General features: G+C 68.0%; 19 protein-coding genes. 15 read left to right on the plus strand and 4 right to left on the minus strand.

Going from position 1 to position 20,644, the window contains the following annotated elements; genetic code table 11:
* The first annotated feature begins 60 nt into the window (after positions 1 to 60).
* The 14 genes from atpB to KF684_13255 all read left to right on the plus strand — a co-directional run bounded on the left by atpB (position 61) and on the right by KF684_13255 (position 14,320).
* Complete coding sequence (gene atpB / locus KF684_13190) at positions 61 to 981, plus strand: F0F1 ATP synthase subunit A (protein ID MBX3353881.1); 921 nt, start codon at positions 61 to 63, stop codon at positions 979 to 981.
* A 172-nt stretch (positions 982 to 1,153) separates the two neighbouring features.
* Positions 1,154 to 1,486, plus strand: coding sequence for an ATP synthase F0 subunit C (gene atpE, locus KF684_13195; protein MBX3353882.1), 333 nt, complete (start codon positions 1,154 to 1,156; stop codon positions 1,484 to 1,486).
* Positions 1,487 to 1,626: 140 nt separating this feature from the next.
* Positions 1,627 to 2,208 (plus strand): F0F1 ATP synthase subunit B, encoded by a 582-nt coding sequence (gene atpF, locus KF684_13200; protein MBX3353883.1) that lies wholly within the window; start codon positions 1,627 to 1,629, stop codon positions 2,206 to 2,208.
* Positions 2,209 to 2,248: 40 nt separating this feature from the next.
* Positions 2,249 to 2,863, plus strand: coding sequence for an ATP synthase F1 subunit delta (gene atpH, locus KF684_13205; GenBank protein ID MBX3353884.1), 615 nt, complete (start codon positions 2,249 to 2,251; stop codon positions 2,861 to 2,863).
* A 5-nt stretch (positions 2,864 to 2,868) separates the two neighbouring features.
* Positions 2,869 to 3,639 carry an SIMPL domain-containing protein gene (locus KF684_13210; protein MBX3353885.1) on the plus strand — a complete coding sequence of 257 codons (771 nt, stop codon included), beginning with the start codon at positions 2,869 to 2,871 and terminating at the stop codon, positions 3,637 to 3,639.
* 78 nt (positions 3,640 to 3,717) lie between these two features.
* Positions 3,718 to 5,280 (plus strand): F0F1 ATP synthase subunit alpha, encoded by a 1,563-nt coding sequence (atpA, locus tag KF684_13215; protein MBX3353886.1) that lies wholly within the window; start codon positions 3,718 to 3,720, stop codon positions 5,278 to 5,280.
* Between the two features lie 155 nt (positions 5,281 to 5,435).
* A complete protein-coding gene (locus tag KF684_13220) occupies positions 5,436 to 6,449 on the plus strand; it encodes a hypothetical protein (GenBank protein ID MBX3353887.1) in 1,014 nt (337 codons plus the stop codon).
* A 39-nt stretch (positions 6,450 to 6,488) separates the two neighbouring features.
* The gene (locus KF684_13225) at positions 6,489 to 6,917 is read left to right on the plus strand and encodes a hypothetical protein (GenBank protein MBX3353888.1); all 429 of its coding nucleotides are present in this window, start codon (positions 6,489 to 6,491) and stop codon (positions 6,915 to 6,917) included.
* A gap of 85 nt (positions 6,918 to 7,002) precedes the next feature.
* Positions 7,003 to 8,556, plus strand: a complete 1,554-nt coding sequence (locus tag KF684_13230; GenBank protein ID MBX3353889.1) for a PQQ-dependent sugar dehydrogenase — start codon at positions 7,003 to 7,005, stop codon at positions 8,554 to 8,556.
* Between the two features lie 102 nt (positions 8,557 to 8,658).
* Positions 8,659 to 9,696, plus strand: a complete 1,038-nt coding sequence (locus KF684_13235) for a hypothetical protein (protein MBX3353890.1) — start codon at positions 8,659 to 8,661, stop codon at positions 9,694 to 9,696.
* A 142-nt stretch (positions 9,697 to 9,838) separates the two neighbouring features.
* Positions 9,839 to 10,897 (plus strand): hypothetical protein, encoded by a 1,059-nt coding sequence (locus tag KF684_13240; protein MBX3353891.1) that lies wholly within the window; start codon positions 9,839 to 9,841, stop codon positions 10,895 to 10,897.
* Positions 10,898 to 10,962: 65 nt separating this feature from the next.
* Positions 10,963 to 12,213: an MFS transporter gene (locus KF684_13245; GenBank protein ID MBX3353892.1), complete on the plus strand. Its 1,251-nt coding sequence runs from the start codon at positions 10,963 to 10,965 to the stop codon at positions 12,211 to 12,213.
* Positions 12,214 to 12,276: 63 nt separating this feature from the next.
* Complete coding sequence (locus KF684_13250; protein ID MBX3353893.1) at positions 12,277 to 13,434, plus strand: SDR family NAD(P)-dependent oxidoreductase; 1,158 nt, start codon at positions 12,277 to 12,279, stop codon at positions 13,432 to 13,434.
* A gap of 37 nt (positions 13,435 to 13,471) precedes the next feature.
* On the plus strand, positions 13,472 to 14,320 hold the full coding sequence (locus KF684_13255) for a hypothetical protein (protein MBX3353894.1): 849 nt from the start codon (positions 13,472 to 13,474) through the stop codon (positions 14,318 to 14,320).
* Positions 14,321 to 14,330: 10 nt separating this feature from the next.
* On the opposite strand, the gene KF684_13260 is transcribed toward KF684_13255, so the two are convergent.
* Positions 14,331 to 15,596 carry a Fic family protein gene (locus tag KF684_13260; protein ID MBX3353895.1) on the minus strand — a complete coding sequence of 422 codons (1,266 nt, stop codon included), beginning with the start codon at positions 15,594 to 15,596 and terminating at the stop codon, positions 14,331 to 14,333.
* A 294-nt stretch (positions 15,597 to 15,890) separates the two neighbouring features.
* Positions 15,891 to 16,667 (minus strand): hypothetical protein, encoded by a 777-nt coding sequence (locus tag KF684_13265; GenBank protein MBX3353896.1) that lies wholly within the window; start codon positions 16,665 to 16,667, stop codon positions 15,891 to 15,893.
* A 641-nt stretch (positions 16,668 to 17,308) separates the two neighbouring features.
* On the opposite strand from KF684_13265, the gene ychF reads away from it, so the two are divergent.
* Positions 17,309 to 18,418 (plus strand): redox-regulated ATPase YchF, encoded by a 1,110-nt coding sequence (ychF, locus tag KF684_13270; protein ID MBX3353897.1) that lies wholly within the window; start codon positions 17,309 to 17,311, stop codon positions 18,416 to 18,418.
* A 95-nt stretch (positions 18,419 to 18,513) separates the two neighbouring features.
* Here ychF and KF684_13275 read toward each other — a convergent pair whose 3' ends face one another.
* Together KF684_13275 and KF684_13280 are read right to left on the minus strand one after the other, a co-directional pair.
* Positions 18,514 to 19,155 (minus strand): hypothetical protein, encoded by a 642-nt coding sequence (locus KF684_13275; GenBank protein MBX3353898.1) that lies wholly within the window; start codon positions 19,153 to 19,155, stop codon positions 18,514 to 18,516.
* A gap of 54 nt (positions 19,156 to 19,209) precedes the next feature.
* Entirely contained in the window at positions 19,210 to 20,460 is a 1,251-nt protein-coding gene (locus KF684_13280) for a hypothetical protein (protein MBX3353899.1), read from the minus strand.
* Positions 20,461 to 20,644 lie beyond the last annotated feature (184 nt).

A 20,644-nucleotide genomic window follows, 5' to 3' on the forward strand; every position in this document is an offset into this window, starting at 1 on the left:
TGAGACCCTCCCCTGCTGTCTCGCCCGACGCTCCCGCCGCTCTTGCTCTCGAAGCCACCCATGACGACGACCACACTCGCCGCCGATCCGCTGGGCCATGTGCTCGACAAGACCCTGTTCGACACCGGGACCTTCCTCGGCGCGATGACGATGCACACCGTCACGCTCTTCCTGGCCGCCCTTCTGACGATCTGGGCGATGACGAAGGCCGCCAAGGCGATCGCGACGGGCCCCGAGACGATGGGCAACGACCGCTACCTGGCGCGCGGGCCCTTCGGGCAGTTGATCGAGGTCATCGCGTTCTACATGCGCGACACCGTGATCATGCCGCAGCTGGGCGAGAAGCAGGGACGCCGGCTGACCCCCTTCCTGCTCACCCTGTTCTTCTTCATCCTGTTCAACAACATGCTCGGGCTGGTCCCGATCCTCGACCTCCAGCACCTCATCGGCGGGCTGGGTTGGGGCGATTCGCACTTCGCCGTCGTGGGCGGGACGGCGACCGGTCGCCTCGCCGTGACCGGCGGGCTCGCGACCATCGCGTTCATCGTGTGGCAGATCAACGGCATCCGCGAGTCCGGCCTCAAGGGCTGGGCGGCCCACTTCATGGGCGGCGCGCCGTGGTACATCGCCCCGATCATGGTGCCGGTCGAGCTGATGGGCATGTTCGTCAAGCCCTTCGCGCTGGCCCTGCGTCTGTTCGCGAACATGACCGCCGGCCACGTGCTCCTCGCGGTGCTGCTGGGCTTCACCGCCGCCGCCCCGGCTGCGCTGGGCTGGGCGATGGGCTCTCCGGTGATGATCCTCGCGCTGCTGGGCGGCGTGGCGATCTTCTTCCTCGAGATCTTCGTCGGCTTCCTGCAGGCCTTCATCTTCATGTTCCTGACGACGCTCTTCATCGCGCAGCTGTCGCACCACCACCACGACGAGCACGAGCACGAGCACGACGACCACCACGCGCACGCCCCTGCCGCGGCGCACTGATCAAACGCTTCACCCGCGCCTCGCCTGACCGCGAGTCGCGATTCCCGAGCGGGTGAGTCGCCCGCTCGGCCAAGGATTGCCAACACTCCCCGCCGACACCCGGCGGTGAGCACACCGAGTTCGGCGCCCGACCTTGTCGAGGGCGCGAGGAAAGCACGGAGTTCGACACGCCATGAAGATCGCCACCCTCGTCAAGTACACCGTCGCCGCCGGCGTCGCCGTCGCGTTCGCCTCCTCCCCCGCCCTCGCGCAGGCCGGGACCGAGACCGTCGTCACCATCCCCAACTGGGGCAAGGGCGTCGGCGCGGGTCTCGCCGCGGGTCTCGCGGTCATCGGCGGCGGCCTGGGCATCGGCAAGATCGGCTCCTCCGCCGTCGAGTCGATCGCTCGCCAGCCCGAGGCCTCCGGCACCATCGGCACCAACATGATCATCGCGGCCGCGCTCGTCGAAGGCGCGACCCTGTTCGCGGTCCTGGGCGGCTTCCTCGCCCTGCTCGCGGCGTGATCCGATCCACAAACCCTCGCGTTCCGGCGCGAGGGCCCGCGCGCATCGTCGCACGATCCGCACGAGCCCTCGCGCCCCAGGCGCTCCTCCCGCTTCACCCCCGCGTCGGCGACCGCCCGACGCCGTCTTGAGAGCACGCCATGAAGCCCACTTCTCGTGTCCTCGCCGCCGCCCTCGGCCTCCCGGCACTCGTCTCCCCCGCGCTCGCGGCGGCGGAGGAGGGCGCGAGCCCGATGTCCTTCGAGCTGATCCAGTATTTCGCCACGCTGGTCACCTTCGCGATCGTGCTCGCGATCCTCGGCAAGGTCGTGTGGCCCAAGATCCTGGGCGCCCTCGAGGACCGCCAGAACAAGATCCGCGCCGAGATCCAGGCCGCCGAGGACGCGCGCAAGCAGGCCGCCGCAGCCCTCGAGCGCTACGAGAAGTCGCTCGCCGAGGCCCGCGCCGAGGCCCAGCAGCTGATCGAGAAGACCAAGGCCGAGCAGTCGACCCTCGCCGCCGACCTGCGTGCGCGGGCCGACGCCGAGCTGACGATCCTGCGCGAGCGCGCCCAGCGCGACATCGAGGCCGCCAAGAAGCAGGCGGTCAGCGAGATCTACACCCAGGCCGCGGTCCTCGCGACCGACCTGGCCGCCAAGATCCTCAAGCGAGAGCTCTCCGCCGCCGACCAGCGCCGCATGATCGACGAGTCGATCGGCCAGCTCGAAGCGTCGCGCAACTGATCGCGTCTGTCCCGACATCGCCCCACGCGGAACACGACCCATGCCCCTGCACGAAGGACAGCCCGACGCCGTCGCCCGCCTCTACGCCGCGAGTCTCTTCGAGGTCGCCGAGGCCAAGGGCGGCCAGACGAACATCGAGAACCTCGGGGCCCAGCTGGGCGACATCGTCGAGCTCGCGCGCGCCGACGCGCGTTTCGCCGAGTTCCTCTCGTCCAAGATCCTCGCCGTCAAAGACCGGCGCGCCTCCATCAAGAAGATGTTCGAGGGCAAGGCCGACCCGATCATCGTCAACCTGATGCTCGTGCTCAACGACAAGGAGCGCCTCGGGCATTTGGGCGTGATCGCCCGCGCCTACGACGAGATCGTCCAGGCGCGCTTCGGGCGCGTCGAGGTCGATGTCATCACCGTCCACCCGGTCGACGACGACCAGATGGAATCCCTGAAGAACAAGCTGCAGGCCAAGCTGGGCAAGGAGCCCGTCCTGCACCGCTACCACGACCCCTCGATGATCGGCGGGCTCAAGCTGCGCGTGGGCGACCAGCTCTACGACGCGAGCGTCCAGACCCGCCTCCGGCGCCTGCGCGAGCGCCTCTCCACGCAGGGCGCCGCCGCCATGAAGGCGCAGATCGGGCGCCTGATCGAGGACAACAGCTGAACGCCATGCGCACGACCACGCTCATCCCGTCGCTCGTCACGCTCGCCGCGATGCTCGGCTGCGCCGCGTCGAGCGTCGCGCAGGACAGCCCGCGCGGCGGGCTGGTCGTTCGCGCCGAGTCGGCCGAGCCGATGATCGTGGTCAGCGCCACCGGCATGGTCGAGGTCGCCCCCGACGAGGCGCGTGTGCTCGTGAGCGTCGTCACCGAGGCGAAGACCGCCGAGGAAGCGGTCCGCGAGAACAACCGTCGCACCGGCGCCGTCGTCGACGCGCTGAACCGCGTCGGGCTGGGCGACAGGGCGGTGACCACCGCCGGGTTCCAGGTCTCGCCCCGCTACAACTTCGACCCCAAGACGGGGCGCCAGCTGGGCATCCTGGGCTACACGGTCACGAACACCGTCGAGGTGAAGACCGGGCGGCTCGAGCTGACCGGCAAGGCGATCGAGGAAGCGATCAACGCCGGGGCGAACCAGATCCTCTCGCTGCAGTTCGGGCTCAAGGACTCCTCCGAGGCGCGGATGGGCGCCGTCGCCGACGCCGTCACCAAGGCCCGCGCCGACGCGCGCACCGTGGCGATGGTCTCGAACCTCGAGCTCGGCGCGCCGCGGCGGGTCACCGTCGAACGCGACTTCGCGCGACCCTTCCTCGCCAAGGACATGGTCGCGATGCGCGCCGCCTCGATGGAGATGGACGGCGCCGGCCAGCCCCCCGTCAACCCAGGACTCATCACCGTCACCGCCAACGTGACCATCGAATACTCGTTCACGACACGCTGACTCGGACACCCACCGCTTCCCGCGTCGCGACGCGACCACGGGCGGCTTCATAGCACCAGGGCCACTCAGGACAGACCCATGAAGATCAGAACCGACGAGATCACCAGCATCATCAAGCAGGAGATCGAGCAGTACTCCACGGAGCTCGAAGTCTCCGAGGTCGGACGCGTCGTTTCCATCGGCGACGGCATCGCGCAGATCTACGGCCTGTCCAACGCGATGGCCGGCGAGCTCCTCGAGTTCCAGACCTCCGAAGGCGCCGTCATGGGCCAGGTCTTCAACATCGAGCTCGACACCATCGGCGCGGTCGTCTACGGCGACTACCTGAACATCAAGGAAGGCGACACCGTCCGCTCGACGGGCCGCCTCCTCGACGTCCCCGTCGGCGAGGAGATGCTCGGGCGCGTCATCGACCCCCTGGGCCAGGCCATCGACGGCGGCCCCGAGATCCGCACCGCCCAGCGCCGCAAGGTCGACATCATCGCCCCCGGCATCGCCGACCGTCAGCCCGTGCACGAGCCCCTGCAGACCGGCATCAAGGCCATCGACGCCATGATCCCCATCGGTCGCGGCCAGCGCGAGCTCATCATCGGCGACCGCAAGACCGGCAAGACCGCCGTCGCGATCGACACCATCGTCAACCAGAAGCGCTACTGGGGCACCCCCGAAGCCGTCGTGTGCATCTACGTCGCGGTCGGCCAGAAGGAGTCCACCGTCGCCGCCGTCGTCGAGGCCCTCAAGGCCAACGGCGCGATGGAGTACACGGTGGTCGTCTCCGCCGGCGCGTCCGACCCGGCCCCGATGCAGTACATCGCGCCCTACACCGGCACGACCATCGGCGAGTACTTCATGTGGCAGGGCAAGGAGGGCAAGACCCCCAAGCACGCCCTCGTGATCTACGACGACCTTTCGAAGCAGGCCGTCGCGTACCGCCAGCTCTCTCTCCTCCTGCGCCGCCCCCCGGGCCGCGAGGCGTACCCCGGCGACGTGTTCTATCTGCACTCCCGCCTCCTCGAGCGCGCCACCAAGCTCTCCAAGGAGAACGGCGCCGGCTCGCTCACCGCGCTGCCCATCATCGAGACGCAGGAAGGCGACGTGTCGGCCTACATCCCGACCAACGTCATCTCCATCACCGACGGCCAGATCTACCTCGAGCCCGAGCTCTTCTTCGCCGGTCAGCGCCCCGCCATCAACGCCGGCATCTCGGTCTCCCGAGTCGGCGGCAGCGCGCAGATCAAGGCCATGAAGAAGATCGCCGGCTCCCTCCGACTCGACCTCGCGTCGTTCCGCGAGCTCGAGGCCTTCGCCCAGCTCGGCACCGAGCTCGACAAGGCCACCCAGCGCCAGCTCGATCGCGGGCGTCGCATGGTCGAGCTCCTCAAGCAGCCCCAGTACCAGCCGATGGACGTGACCGACCAGGTCATCTCGATCTACGCCGGCACCAAGGGCTACCTCGACGACGTGCCGGTGCCCCAGGTCGGTGAGTTCGAGAAGGGCATGCTCGCCTACTTCCACGCCGACGCGATCGCGATCCGCAACGCCATCGCCGAGAAGAAGGAACTGAACGACCAGATCGAGACCGATCTGAAGAACGCGCTCACGACCTACAAGAACAGCTGGAAGAGCAAGCAGAAGAAGTAAGCGATCTTCGAGCGAGACGAGCACGAAACAGCCCCGCGACCAACGCGGGGTTTTTTCTTTCCGGAAGGTGTCGGTGCGAGGCCCGGGGCGACGGACTGACTCCCGAGAGGCGCTCGTCGAGCGTCGAGAACGGACCACTCTCAGAAAGACCCAGCATGTTCGCACCCCCCATCCGTTCGTGCCTGACCGCCGCCCTGCTGCTGTCCGCCGCAGCGGAGACGCTCGCACAGCACTCCTCCGCCTTCACCTACCAGGGGAGCCTGCTGTATCAAGGCCAACCCTACACGGGCGACGCGGATTTCCGCTTCGGGCTCTGGGTCAGCGAGTCGGGCGGCGCGGAGCCGCTCGCGCACGTGTTCCAGGACGGCGTCATCGTTGAGGACGGCCTTTTCACCGAGACCCTCGACTTCGGCGCGTGGCCGCTGACGGGCGACCGATGGCTCGAGATCCGAGTACGCACGCCCGCGTGGGACGGCGTGGGCGAGGAGCCATCGTTCACGACGCTGCCGCAGCGTCAACGCATCTCGGCGTCGCCGTACTCCGTGCAGACCCGCGGGATCGTCGTGAACGAGGCGGGCAATCGAGTCGGTCTGGGAACCGCGCAGCCGCTCGCGCCGATGCACATCGTGTCGCCGGAAGGAATCCTGCTCGGCGTTAATTCATCGAGCGGTGGGCACACGACGCTCTCGATCGGACTGAGCGGCGCGACCAACGGCTTTGCGCGCTTCCGTGCGACCCGCTCCAGCGGCAGCGAGTGGGGCAACATCGTCCTCAACGACGCCGGGGGCAATGTCGGGATCGGAACCGCCAGCCCACAGGCCAGACTCCATGTGCAGGGCGACTCGCTCGTCACCGGCAAGGTCCGTGCGAACGGCGGGATCGAGTTCCCCGCGGGCGGGGGCATCAGCAACATGTTCGCGGCCGGGCCGTTCACGCTGGACCTCGGCCTGATCCCCGCCGGAGGGCTCGTCGGCGCGGCGTTCGCGGTCCCCGGCGTGCAGCGCAGCGACTTCGTCATCGCGACGAACAACCCGAATGTGTTCAATCTCTACATCACCGGCGCAGAGGTTCAGGCGCCGGGCTTCGTGACGGTGTACTTCCGCAGCATCAGCGGCCTGGCGATCGACCCCGCTCCCATCGAGCTGTCGTTCCTCGTCATCCGTCGCTGAATCCTGCATCAACCGGCCCGCCATAGTCTGGAGAAGCCCATGCGATCCCGCGCTTCTGTCATCGCGCTCTTGCTCGCCTCTGCCATACTTACCCATGGCGCAGCGTCACGCGCCTCGTCCGACTACTCCATCGACTGGTTCGTGATCGGCGCCGGAGGGGGCGTCTCGACCGCCGACGCGTACACGCTGCGTGGGGTGATCGGTCAGCCGCTCGCCCACGCGCCCACAACCTCGGGCCAGTACACCATCACCGGCGGGTTCCTCGCGATCCCGCCGGCGCCTCCCCTCCCGCCCTGCCCCGGCGACACCAACGCCGACGGGGTCGTCAACTTCGCCGACCTGAACGCCGTCCTCAGCGCGTTCGGGCAGACTGGCCAGGGCATCCCGGGCGATGTGAACAACGACGGCACGGTGAACTTCGCCGACCTCAATCTCGTCCTGAGCGTCTTCGGCGCCGCGTGCCCCTGAGAGACCCCGGTTTGACGCGATCCTCATCGGGTTTTTCTTGTGTCCGGGGCCGGAGCGCGGTATGGGTGGGGAGGAGGTCCCTGCCATGCCCCGACACGGTTTCGCCGTCGCTTCGTTTGCGATCTGTTTGACGACCGGCGCCCACGCGCAGCGCATCCTCCCCGAGATCCTCGAGGGGCGCTACACGATCACGCTCGAACAGGTCGCGTCCGGGCTCTCGGGCCCGGCGTTCCCCGGTGGGCCGACGCAGTTCGCGCCCACGGCGCTGCGCGAGTTCCCCGACGGGTCGGGGCGGCTCGCGATCGCCACGCTGGGCGGCGTGGTCAGGATCGTCGACGCGAACGGCGCGCTGCTCGAGACTCCCCTGCTCGACACCACGACCGGCAACCCGCTCGCCGACCTCTCGCGCCCGGGCAACTACGGCATGACCGGGTTCACCTTTCACCCCGGGTTCGCCGACCCGCAGAGCCCCGGCTTCCGCGCGCTCTACACGGTCACCACCGAGATCGCCGGCGCCGGCGCCCCGGATTTCACCACCAACCCCACCGGCGAGAGCCACCAGGACGCGCTCGCGGAATGGCGCGTGCGCGCCGACGACCCCAACAGCGTCGACCCCGCCTCCCGGCGCGTGCTGATGCGCGTGCGCCAGCCCAGGCAGGACCACAATCTCAACGACCTCGCCTTCGGGCCCGATGGCATGCTGTTCATCGCGTCGGGCGACGGCGGCAACACGATCGCCAGCTCGTCGAACGGACAAAACGCCTCGTCGATCTTCGGCGCGATCCTGCGCATCGATGTCGACCGTCTCCCCGGCAACGCGCTCAGCGCCAACGCCCAGTACGCGATCCCCTCCGACAACCCCTTCGCGCAGTCGGCAGGGAACGAAGCGAAAGAGATCTACGCCTTCGGCTTCCGCAACCCGTTCCGCATCTCGTTCGACAGCGCCACCGGCGACCTGTTCGCCGGGAGCGTGGGCCAGCGCAGCGTCGAGTCCGTGTACCGCGTCGTCGCCGGGGCCAACCACGGCTGGAACCTGAAGGAAGGGAGCTTCCTCTACGACCCGGCGATCAACTTCTCCGGGCCGCCGAACTCGGTGCTGCCCGACCTGCCTGGAAAGGACGGCCTGACGCTCGCGCAGCGCCTGGGACTGATCGACCCCATCGCCGAGTACGACCACGTCGAGGGCCTGTCCGTCACGGGCGGGTATGTCGCGCGCGGCGACTCGGCGTCGCGCCTCAACGGGCGCTATCTCTTCGGCGACTTCATCAACGGGCGCCTGTTCTCGATCCGCGCGCCCGAGGGCGGCGTGATCACCCGTCTGCGCATCGACCCCGCCGGCGCTGCCCCCCCGGCGCGCCTGTATTCCTTCGCGCAGGACGAATCGGGCGGGATCTACATCCTCGGGGGCAACGCGAGCGGCGCCAGCGCGTTCGTCCTCAAGATCGTCGGCGCGAGCGCCGACCAGTGCCCGGGCGACGCCAACGGCGACGACATCGTCAACTTCGCCGATCTGAACACGGTCCTCAGCGCGTTCGGCGCGACGGGCCCGGGAATCCCCGGGGATCTGAACGGAGACGGGACAGTGAATTTCAGCGATCTCAACCTCGTGCTGAGCGCGTTCGGGACCGGCTGCGAGTAACGGCCTGAAGCGCCGACAGATGACCGGAAACTGCTTCCATTCTCCGGGCCATCGCGGTATATTGATGCCGTGCGCAGGCCGCGCATTGAGGAGAGAATTGTCATGAATACCCGCTTCGCCCTGCCTGTCGTCGCGCTCGCGTGCTGCTCGATGTCGAACGCGCAGGTTGTTAACGCGCCGTTCGATCAGTTCTACAGCGCTGTGGACCTCGGAACGATCCCGGGTGTTCCCGGGCCATACGGCGGGCTCGTCATCAGCGCCGACGACCCGAACGTCCTTCTCATCGGCGGCTCGGCCAACCAGGCGGGCGCCGCGATCTATCGCGTTCGGCTCCTTCGCTCCTGCGGCAGGATCGTGGGCTTCGACGGCGACGCCGAGTTCTTCGCCAGCGCGCCCAACATCGACGGCGGGCTCGCCTATGGGCCCGACGGCGTGCTCTTCTTCACGCGCTACTCGATGAACGGGCTCGGTCAGCTCCTGCCGGGCAGCGCGGCGCCCGACCGCCTCATCGACCTGAACGCCTTCGGCGTCCCGTCGTCCGTCGGCGCTGTGAACTTCATCCCGCCGGGCTTCCCGAACGCCGGCGCGTGTCGGTTGCTGACTTTCAACAACGGCGCGTGGAGCGGCGTCGAGCTCGCCCCTGCCGGCGACGGGACCTTCCTCGTCACGAGCGGGCAGGTTCGCGTGCCCTCCGTCGCGACGGGCCCCGAGGGATTCGTCTACATCCGCGCCGGCTCGCCCGAGTTCCCCACGCAGACACTCCTCGTCAGCGAGTTCAGCGCCGGTCGCGTGAGCGCCTACGAGATCGACGCCAACGCCGACCCAATTGTCGCGACGCGGCGCACCTTCCTGTCGGGCCTGAATGGCGCGGAGGGCGCCGCGATCGATCCGGCGACCAACGACTTCCTGTTCTCGACCTTCGGAGGCGGGAACCGCGTCGTCGTCGTGCGCGGGTTCAACCGGCCCTGCCCGGGCGATGTGACCGGCGACGGCGTCGTCAACTTCGCTGACCTCAACACCGTGCTCACCAACTTCGGACAGTCGGGCGACCCCATCGCGGGCGACACCAACAGCGACTGCCTCGTGAACTTCGCCGATCTCAACGTGGTCCTGTCGGCGTTCGGGCAGACCTGCGACTGAGGGTTCCATCCATTCATCGCCGTCCGGAGAGCTGGTCGCGTCATCGCACCAAGTTTTGTCATTTTTCCTTGTTCCCACGGCTGAGAGACGGTATGGTGGGGCCGCTGCGGAATTCATCGCGGCCATTCCAAAGGAGCACACCATGAGCATGAAGCATCTTTCCGGCATTGGCGTCGTCGCCGGCCTCTTTCTATCGCATTCTGCACTCGCCAGTGGGTCCAGCAGCACATTCTCCGCGGGATATGCGCACGCTGCAGCGATCTCGCAGTCTGATCTGGCGTTCGCGTGGGGGTATGGTGATGAAGGGCAACTGGGGCTGCCTCCCGGGGTGGCGGTTCGTGTTGCCGCCAGCGGCAACGCCACGGCATGGCTGCTGTCAGATGGCAGCGTGGTTGCGTACGGAGCGATTGATGATCAGGGCGAGCCGCCCACCCAGACGAACTTCATCGATGTCGTCACCAACGGACGTGCGGCGGTCGCGCTGCGCAGCGACGGAACACTCCGGCAATGGGGCCGTTTCTTCGATTTCTTTCCCCCTGCGGGCACATACACCAAGGTGGCCGGGGCAGGCTCGAACTTCTACGCGATCCGCACCGACGGCTCCCTTGCGGCCTGGGGCTTCAACTTCGGCGGCGAGTTGGATGTTCCTCCCGGCAACGATTACATCGCGCTGAGCAACCTGCCCGCCGCGATCCGGGCCGACGGTTCGATCGTGACGTGGCGCCCCGCGCTGGAGCCCTTTGTCCCAGAAGGCCCTGGCTTCCACAGCTTCGGCGCCTCGGGAGGCTTTGTCGTCGCGCTGCGTCGTAACGGTGTGATCTATGCAGAAGGTGAGACGAAGTTCGATGGCCCCGTGCAGGGGCCTTTGGGCAACGACTTTGTTGCGGTGACCTACGGCGGAGAAGCCGCCTTCGCGATTCGCGCGAACGGCGAACTCGTCGCCTTCGGCTCGGGCGCCGCGGACGAGATGGTGATCCCGACGGGGCTCCTGGTCAAGATCCCGGATGATGCGCTCGTGCCCTGCACGGGCGACGCGACCGGGGACTTCGCCGTCGACTTCGCCGACCTGAACGCGGCGCTCACGAGCTTCGGACTCAAGGGCGCCCCCGGCTTCGTCGGGGCGGATGTCACCGGCGATGGCGATGTCGACTTCGCCGACATCAACCTCATGCTCAGTGAGTTCGGCAAGTTCTGTCAGTAATCCGATCCGCCGCCGAATCCGTCCCGGAATGACCCGACCCGTGGCGAGGGCTATCCTCGCCCCACATGGCCGCTGCGCGCCGCTGGTATCCCGGCTACACCGTCGCCGGCGTCTCGACGCTCGCGTTCATCGCGACGGCGCCCGGGCAGACCTTCATCATCTCGCAGTTCAACACCCCGCTGCGCGACGCGTTTGGGATCGGCGAACTGACGCTGAATGTCGCGTACACCGTCGCGACGGTGCTCGCCTCGCTGCCTCTCGTGCTCGTGGGCTCGATGACCGACCGGCTCGGTCCGCGCAGGGCCCTCGCGCTCGTGGCGCTCCTGTTCGGTCTGTCCTGCGCGGCGATGGGGCTGGCGTCCGGGGCGATCTCGGTGTTCGTCGGGTTCTTCCTGCTGCGATTCCTCGGACAGGGCGCGCTGTCGCTCGTGAGCCAGCACGCGCTCGCGATGTGGTTCCACCGGCGTCTTGGCGCGATCCACGGCGTCAAGCAGGTGGTCATCTTCGGGGTGTGGGTCCCGTTCCCGTTCCTGGCGTCGTGGCTCATCGAGCAGGCCGGGTGGCGCCTGGCGTTCGTCGTGCTCGGCGCGCTGGTGTGTGCGACGGTCATACCGCTGTCTCTGTGGCTCGTGCGCGACCGGCCCGAAGACCTCGGCCTGCGCATCGATAACGACCCGGCGCCGGACGGATCCGGCGCAACCAACGCGCATGAGCCGGGCTTCACGCTGCGCCAGGCCAGGCGCACGCGCGCGTTCTGGATCATCGCCGCGGCCTTCTTCGTGTCGCCCCTGATCGGCACGGCGTTCCTGTTCGATATCCAGCCGATCCTCGCGCAGCGCGGGATGACGCCGACGCACGCCGCCGCCGCCGTCAGCGTGTGGACGCTCTCGATGAGCGCCATGGCGCTGCCTTCGGGGTTCCTGACCGATCGCCTCCGTCCCGCGGCGCTGATGTCCGCCGGGATGGGGCTGATCGCGCTGAGCGCCGTCGCGCTGTGGGCGGCGAGCGCGCCGTGGGGCGCGTCGCTCGCCCTCGGGCTGTTCGGCGTCGGGCAGTCGCTGGTCGCGACGAGCGGGAACGCGGCGATCGCGCGCTCGTACGGGCGCGCGCACCACGGGGCGATCCGCGCCTCGGTCGCGCGCCTCGCGGTGATCGGGACCGGGCTCGGCTCGACCTTCACCGGCCTGAGCGCCGCCCTGACCGGGGGGTACGCGCTCGCGATGATCCTCTTCGTCGCGATGGCCGTTCCCGTCTCGATCGCGTGCGCCACGCTTGCCGCCCCTGCTCCGCCGCCCCCGAGCGACGATCCGGGGTGATCCTGAGCCCGAGAACCATGGCCGATTCCCCGGACCGGAAAGGTCTGTACAATCCCCCACTTCATGTCCCCATCGGCGGATAGTCAGGGTCAGCGCTTTGAGTCCGCCTTCGCGGGGGTGCGTGTCGTCGTCACCGGCGGCGCGGGGTTCATCGGCTCGCACCTGGTCGACGCGCTCCTCGATGTCGGCGCGACGGTCACTGTCGTCGACGACCTCTCCACCGGCGACGCCGACCGGCTCTTCGCGCGCCTCGACGATGCGCCGGACCGGCTCCGCTTCATCCACGGCAGCATCCTCGACCGCGACGCCCTCGACGACGCGATGGAGCGCGCCGCGATCGTCTATCACCTTGCCGCCATGTCGTCGGCGCCCGAGTCGCTCGCCGACCCCGAGCGCTGCTTCGCCGTCAACGCGCGAGGGACCATCGAGAGCATCCAGGCGGCGCGCATCGCCAAGGCGCAACGCATCATCCTCGCGAGCACCGCCGCCGTCTACGGGCTCACGCCCAGGACCCCCTCGCGCGAGGACGCGCCGATCGAGCCCGCCTCTCCCTACGGCGCCAGCAAGGCCGCCGGCGAAGCGGTCATCCGCGCCTGGCCCGCCGCCTACGCAGACATCGACACGCTCAGTCTGCGCCTGTTCAATGTCTACGGCCCGCGCCAGCGCCTCCGGGGTGGCGACGAGGGCGCCGTCGTCAGCGCGTTCCTCCACGCCGTCGAACGGGGCGAAACGCCCATCGTCTACGGCGACGGCGAGCAGACCCGCGACTTCGTCTTCGTCCGCGATGTCGTCCGCGCGTTCCTCCTCGCCGGCGCGCGACCCGAGCCCTTCGGGGGCGTCGCGATCAATGTCGGCACGAGCGGCACGACCACCGTCAATCAGCTCCTCGCCGCCTGCGCCAAGGCGTGCGGCAAGCCGGGCGTCGAGCCCATGCGCGCGCCCGGGCGCGCCGGAGACCCGCGCGTGTCGCGCGCCGATGTCTCCCTCGCCGACAGCGCCCTCGGCTTCCATGCCGCCACCCCGCTCGACGAGGGGCTCGCCGAGACCGTCGAGTGGCTGCGCTCCGTCCGCGCCGACCCGGACCCCTCCAGCCCCCCCGGCAGCCCGGACACCCCGGGCAATCCCGACGACGCCGGGCACCCCCACGCCAGGCCGCGAGCCCCCGAGGTCCGCGTGCGCCACGGCGGGGCGACCCACCAAGGGCGACGCCCGGGCAGGTGATCGCGCCGGCCCCGGCGCACGCTGTTAGCATCGGGCGATGATCGAAACCTTCGAGCGCCTCCGCCTCTACGCGCTGTTCGTGAGCGTGCCCTACGCGCTCCTGTGGTCGCACGCCCTGGTCGACGACGCGCCGGGCGCCGCCTCGGCCCTCTTCGTCGCCACCCACGCGCTGGGCGTGCTGCTCCTCCTGCTCTGCGCCGATCGCGCCGACGAGCAGCGCACCGGCCGGCGCACGCTCGCCCTGTGGCGGTTCCCCCTGGGCGAGCGCGACCACGCCAACTCCGTCGCCCTGCCCGTCCTCGCGCTCCTGACGCTCGTCTCGGGCGTCGCTCTGATCATCGCGGCCCCGGCGCTGGGGTTCGCGTCGGTGTTCGTCCTCGCGATCGGGCTCTGGCAGGCGACGCGCGACACCCGACGCAAACTCGTCATGGTCGAGCTCCTCGCCCCGCTGGGCGTGCTCATCCTGCCCATGCTCCTGCTCAGCGTCTTCGGCCCCGCCTCCGATCCCATCGACCCGGCGGCCCGCGCCGTCGCGATCGGCGCGACGCTCCTGGGCGCAACGCTCCTCGGGCTCACGCTGCTCATGTGCCAACTGCGCGACCTGCCCACCGACGCGCTCACCGGCGTGCGCACCACCGCGACCAACCTCGGACGCCGGGGCGCGACGCGCCTCGCCTGGGTGTGGATCGTCGCCGCCGTCATGCTCAGCGCGATGGGCGCGTCCTGGGGATGGTGGGGATGGGTCGTCAGCGCCAGCGTCGCGCTCGCCGGGCTCGCCAGCGGGCCCGCCTTCGCGCGCGGCGCCTGGGAACGCGCCGTCATCGTCTGGACGCTCGCCCTTTGGATCGCCGGGCTCGCGTTCCTCGCCCAAGCCATCTCCTGGTGACGACGCCCCCCTACTCCCCCAGCACGCTCAGGTACTGCCCGTACCTGAATACCCGGTCGCGCTGACGCCCCGTCACCTCTTCCAGCAGACCGATCCGCTCGAAGTCCGCGGCCAGCGCGTTCGCCGTCGGGATCGTCACCTCCAGCAACTCCGCGATCTTCTTCACCGTCACCACCGGGCTGCGCGCGAGCGCGTCCACCAGGCGCAGCGCGCTGGGCTTGCCGGGCAGTTCTCGCTCGACCAGCGCGCGATGCGCTTCCAGCAGACTCGGGATCTTCTCGGCGGCGGCGCACGCGTCGGTCGCCACCTCGCGCACGCCGCGAAGGAAGAACGCCAGCCACCCCTCCCAGTCGCCCCGTTCGCGGATCGCCGTCAGTTTCGCGTAATAGTCCGGCTTGTGCGCCGTCAGGAACGCCGAGAGGTACAGCAGCGGCGCGCGCATCGCGCCCTCGCGCACCAGCATCAGCGTCACCAGCAGGCGCCCCAGCCGCCCGTTGCCGTCGAGGAACGGGTGGATCGTCTCGAACTGCGCGTGCGCCACGCCGGCGCGCACCAGCGTGGGCAAGCCGCCCGTCCCGGTCGAATCCACGCGGATGAACTGGAACAGGTCGTCCAGGTGCGCGCCGACCGTCTCGGGCGCCGGCGGCACGAAGATCGCGTCCCCCACGCCAGAGCGCGAGGGAGACCCGCCCTGCGCCGCGATCCAGTTCTGCGTCTCGCGCACGCGCCCACCCCCGGAGTAGCCCCCGGAGCAGCCCCCGGAGCGCCCCCCCGAGCCCAGCAAAGTCGCGTGCGCATCGGTGATCATGCCCAGCGAGATGCGCTCGCCGGCGCGAACGCGGCGAAGGCACTCGTTCATCGCGCGCAGGTACGAGAACACCTCGCCCACATCCTCGAGCAGCGCCTCGTCGTCGCGCGACAGGTCGTCGGCGCGCACCGTGGCGCCCGCCTCGAACCGCAGCACATCGTCCAGCGTCGCCTGCGTCCCCTCGATGCGGCTCGACAGCACCGCCTCCTTCCGGATGAACAGCGCGACGAACAGGTCCACCGAGGGCACGAACCGCGACAGCCCGTCCAGACGCCCCACCGCCAGGTTGGCCGCCGACAGCGCCGGCTCCAGCCGCCCCAGGTCCAGCCCGACCGGCGGCAACCCCACCGGCTCAAAGGTGCGATAACCCCCTGCGCTCACGGGCGATAGGGCCCCGGCGCGCGGGTGCGCCCGGCGCTCCGCGTTTCCCTCCCCCCCGCCAGCGATGTCCAGATCGAGGTCGTCCATGGCGTTACTTTAAATCCATCGGCTCCATTTAACCAACCCATCCGCAGACTTAAGCCGGGCGGTTGCAATGGTTTGCATTTTGTTAGCATTGGGGGAAGAGATTTCACCGCGGAGGCCGCGGAGGACGCGGAGAGGGAAGAGAGGAGACGGGGGTGGCGCGGTACGGGCGCCGCCCGTGCCACGGCAGAACCGGGATGAACCGACAATCACTTTGGCTGGGCCCCCAAAATGACTCGCGACCGCGGACGCGAGGACTAGCAATGCAAAGAATCTGAATGCCGTCGCAATGATCGCCTACACATCCTCGTACTGCGACCCAACCGATCGACGAAAGATTTCTTCATTATAGCCGATTTCACGAAGTAGCAACATCTCGACGAGCTGCTGGCTCGCATCGTGAATGTGCAGAAGATCGATGCCAGAAATCGCCGAAGGATCCACATGCTTTGATGGCTCCGCATGGACCAGCGCATTCCGAAGATCCACCAACAGACCCACTACATCCCTGTTCTTCTCTGCGAGCTGCCTAACAGAAGATTGCACCGTACCACTAAACATACTTGCGGGGCATGCAGAGATGCCGTGCCGCAGCAATGCGACGCGGATTTTGTCTGCGGCCGGCAGCTTCTTGTAGCCCTCAGGCGAAAGGGGCAAAGGCCCAGACCGAGCTGCACCCCATGCAACCGCCTCAAGTGCAATTTGTCCCAAGACAATAGATGTTGGCTTGAACGAAGAAATGGGGCTGGCCTGACAATACCATGGTATAATTGATTTTAGTCTATCAAGCACAGCCTGGTCGCTGGCCGCAGCCAGAAAGCTCTGGATATACTTTCGAAAATTCTCTGCACTGATGCCGCGAGACCATCCAGGCCCAGGCTGCGATGCATCATACATCGGCGCATAGTACCGCGTGCCACAGAAGGTCCATTCACGATCGAATTTCTCGATTAGAAATGGAGCTACAAGGCCTCCACGGAGAAACGAGAATGCAAGATGCACAAGATGAATACCCCGATCGATATCGGAACCGCTCAAGGGAGCGCCGTCATCGCGCCGGAACATGAGCGGCATCGGACTAGCTCCGCCAGACTTCATCGCCGCGTCTTCCTTGATCCACCGATCTCGGTCCGGCACAGAGAACGCCAACGAGTTACACGAGCCCAGTTGTTGTCCAGCCAAATCTCGTGAGAATCGAACTGCCATGGTGCCTGGAAGCCCCGGAAGGCAACACAATACCCGGTCGCTGTTGTCGCTGATCTCGGACTCAATATACGAACATGGCGTAAGTATCGCGCATTGCCGAGCTTGGTCAGCACTGGGGTTCTGGTACTTTGTGGTGGTGATTATTACGGGCCATCGTTTGCCGGCGCGCGAAAACGCGATTTCATTCTTACCGGCAAGAGCTGCCCTGATGATCTCAATGGGCTTCTGATAGTAGAAAAATATTCGCGGATGTAGGTCGTGTATTGTGTCAAACGCAATCTCAGCGTCACCCTCAGCGGGCTCGTCCCCACAATAGAGCAGGAGCTTTCCTGCCCACACATAAGCCATATCGCTCCTGCGCTCCGGGCCCCTCATCTCTCCAAATCGACCGTGTGAGACCACGCATTCCGCTCCGGCAAGGGTATGACTTCCGGCTAACTATACCGAAGGTTTGGGGATTTGTGGGTCTGACCAGAGTCCCTCACCCCACCCCGCCTACCCTCCCCCCCATGGAAGCCGGAATCGTCGGATTGCCCAATGTCGGCAAGAGCACCCTCTTCAACGCCCTCACCTCTGCCGGGGCGTTGGCGGCCAACTATCCCTTCGCCACCATCGAGCCCAACATCGGCGTCGTGGCCGTGCCCGATCCCCGGCTCAAGACCATCCGCGACCATATCCAGAGCGAGAAGATCATCCCGACCTCGATGCGCATCGTCGACATCGCCGGGATCGTCCGCGGCGCCAGCAAGGGCGAGGGGCTGGGCAACAAGTTCCTCTCCCACATCCGAGAGGTCGACGCCGTCCTCCATGTCGTCCGCTGCTTCGAGAAGGCGTCGGGCGCCGGGGCGGACGACATCACCCATGTCGACGGCACGGTCGACCCGATCCGCGACATCGAGACGATCGAGACCGAACTGATTCTGGCGGACCTCGAGACCATCGAGACCGCGCTGCCCAAGGCCGAGCGCGCGGCGCGCAGCCGCGACCCCGAGGCGATGGCGCGCCACGAGACGCTGAAGAAACTCATGGAGCCCCTCGCGAAGGGCAAGTCGGCCCTGCAGGCGCTCGCGAACGACGCCGAGGGGCTCGCGTCGGCCCGCGCGCTGGGCATGCTCAGCGCCAAGCGCGTGCTCTATGTGATGAATGTGAGCGAGGACGACCTGCACGGGCGCGGCCCGCTCGCGATGAAGGTGCGTGAGCGCGCCGAGAGCGAGGGCATGGAGGCGGTCCCTGTCTGCGCGAAGATCGAGAGCGAACTCGCGGAACTGGACGAGGCGGACAAGATGGAGATGCTGCAGTCGATCGGGCTCGAGGAGCCGGCGCTGCACTCGGTCACGCGTGCCGCGTACCACCTGCTGGGCTTGCAGTCCTTCTACACCGCTGGCCCGAAGGAGATCCGCGCCTGGACGATCAGGCAGGGCGCGACGGCGCCCGAGGCCGCGGGCGTGATCCACACCGACTTCCAGAAGGGCTTCATCCGCGCCGAGATCTATTCGGTCGACGACCTGGTGGAGTTCAAGAACGAGAAGGCGATCCGCGAGAAGGGGCGCATGCGGATCGAGGGCAAGTCCTATGTCATGCGCGACAAGGATGTGTGCCACTTCCTCTTCAATGTGTGAGAAGAGAGTTCACCGCGGAGGGCGCAGAGGTCGCGGAGGGGGAGAGAGGGTGGAGACTTTCCCGCCACCACACGGGCGCGGCGCTGCGAAGCGCATCACCGCCCCGGATAGTCCGCCACATTCAGCCCCAGCGTGATGTCGCGCGTGACGACCCAGCGTCCCTCGTCGTCGCGCCGCGGTGTGACGACGCCAGGCCCGCCACGCTGGGGTTGTCTGCGCGTCTGGCGCGCCAGGAGGGGATCGTCCGTGAACATCACATCATCGATGTAATAGGTGCCCAGTCCCGGTTCGAGGATGTGCATGTGGATGTGCTCGGGCTCGCTGCTGTCGGGATACGCGCCGGGCCGGATAGTGAGGAACTCGTAGTGTCCTCTCGCATCGGTGCGCACCCACCCGCGCAGACGGCCGTGGCGTTCGCCCGGGCGCCGGCGCAGCGAAGGATCGACCGGATACGCGCCATCGCTGTCTGTCTGATACGCGTAGACCACGATGCCCGGCGCCGGCTCGCCGCGCTGGTTACGCACCGTGCCGCGAACGACCATGGGCGTGCCGGGCTCATCTTCCGGAGCGATGCGCGCGCTCGGGGGGACGGACTCGATCGGCGCCATGCCGTCGAACACCGCCTCGCAGCCCTCGCACGGCCCGATCACCGGCTCGCGCACGCTCTGTTGCGGCGTGCACGCCAGCAGCGGAGAGAGCAGACCGATCGCAGCAATGACCGACAAAGGGTGTGCCATGCACACTTATTCACGAAACCAGCGCGCCGGGTTGCGGAGTGCGCTGTGTTGCTTTCAGGCGCGAGGGCCGGGCGGATCGAACACCATCGTCGCCTGTGTGCCGTAGATCGGGTAATCGATGCGGCAGCGCGAACCGACGAACGCGCTCGCGTCCCACCCCATCCGTGCGCACACCTCGCGCAGGAGTTCCGCGTAGCGCCGGACCTCGCTGGTGCGCGCGCCGTCGACGCCGCGAGGGAGTGGCTGGATCGTCTCGAGCGTGTCGAGCCGGTCGATGTCGCGCGCCCGGTTGTTCGGATCGGCGACGCCCTCGAACGCCGTGTCGTAGAGGTGCAGCGCCGGAGAGGTCGAGGGCCACAGACTGGTGTGCATGAACGCGTCGAAGTGCAGCAGTCGCGCCGGCTGCGAGACCTCGGCGAAGACATACATGCGCCGCCCGTCCGGGCGCGGGCCGCGACGGAGTTCCGATCGGTTGACCTCGCCCATGACCACATCGACGCCTGCGCCGGGGCCGAAGCGATTGCCCCCGAGTGTGTAGTGCACGACCTCGCCGGCGTGATGCACATTCAGCACGGGCGTGGGCGTGGAGCAGAAGCCCGGCAGCAGCAGGCCCGCGATGTTCTCGACCGGGTCGCCCCCGAGCGTGCGCGGCGTGCGCTCGGGCTCGCCGTTCTTGGGCGCGAGCCGGCGCGTCGCGAACTTGACGGCCGCGCCGGGCACGAGCCGGCGCAGACCCTGCAAACCGTTGATCCACACGATGTCGATCATGTCCGGGTCGTCGGCAGACGGCGCGAGAAACACGCTCGCGAAGAGCACCTCGGTGAACACGCCCTTGAGCTGGCTCATCGCCTTGGAGGCGGCCTGCTTGCGGCGCAACTCGAACTCGCGCCGCGCCTCGGGCACCCACGCCGCCAGGATCGCGTCGAGCGACGAACGATCGCCGACCTCGTCGCGGATGAGGCGCTCGAACTCGTCGACGGCGGCGCGCGCCCTCGCGATGCGCGACTTCTCGACGCCCAGCCCCTCGGCGGCGTCGAGCACCCGGCGCAGGGGCTCGGGCCCCGGGGCGCGGTTCACGACCGAGAGCGGGTCGCTGGCGCGCAGGGCCTTGAGCAGACGGCTGGCGAGGACCTTGTCGATGCCCAGACGGGTCGCGAGGGCCTGGGGCCCGACCGGCCCGCCCGGGATCGACCCCAGCACGCCGCCCAGCGATTCGAGGAGGTCATCGCCGGTGCGCGAGATCACAACCTCCAGGGAGGGCTGGGTTTGCGTCGGGCGACCGGGGCGTGGGTCAAGGTTGGGCATCGGGCTCACGACGGGTCGAAAGAGGCGAAAGGCCTTCCCGGACAAGGGCTTGGAGTGGCCGCCCCATCATGACGCGCCGCGGGGCGTCCCGCCACCCCCCGAGGAAAAAAGTTTCCAAGAAGTTTCCCTGAAACTTTCCTTTCGCGCGTCCGTATGCCATGATGTCTCTTGGGAGAAACCGTCA

It is taken from the genome of Phycisphaeraceae bacterium, assembly GCA_019636675.1.
Classification (GTDB): domain Bacteria; phylum Planctomycetota; class Phycisphaerae; order Phycisphaerales; family UBA1924; genus JAHBXC01.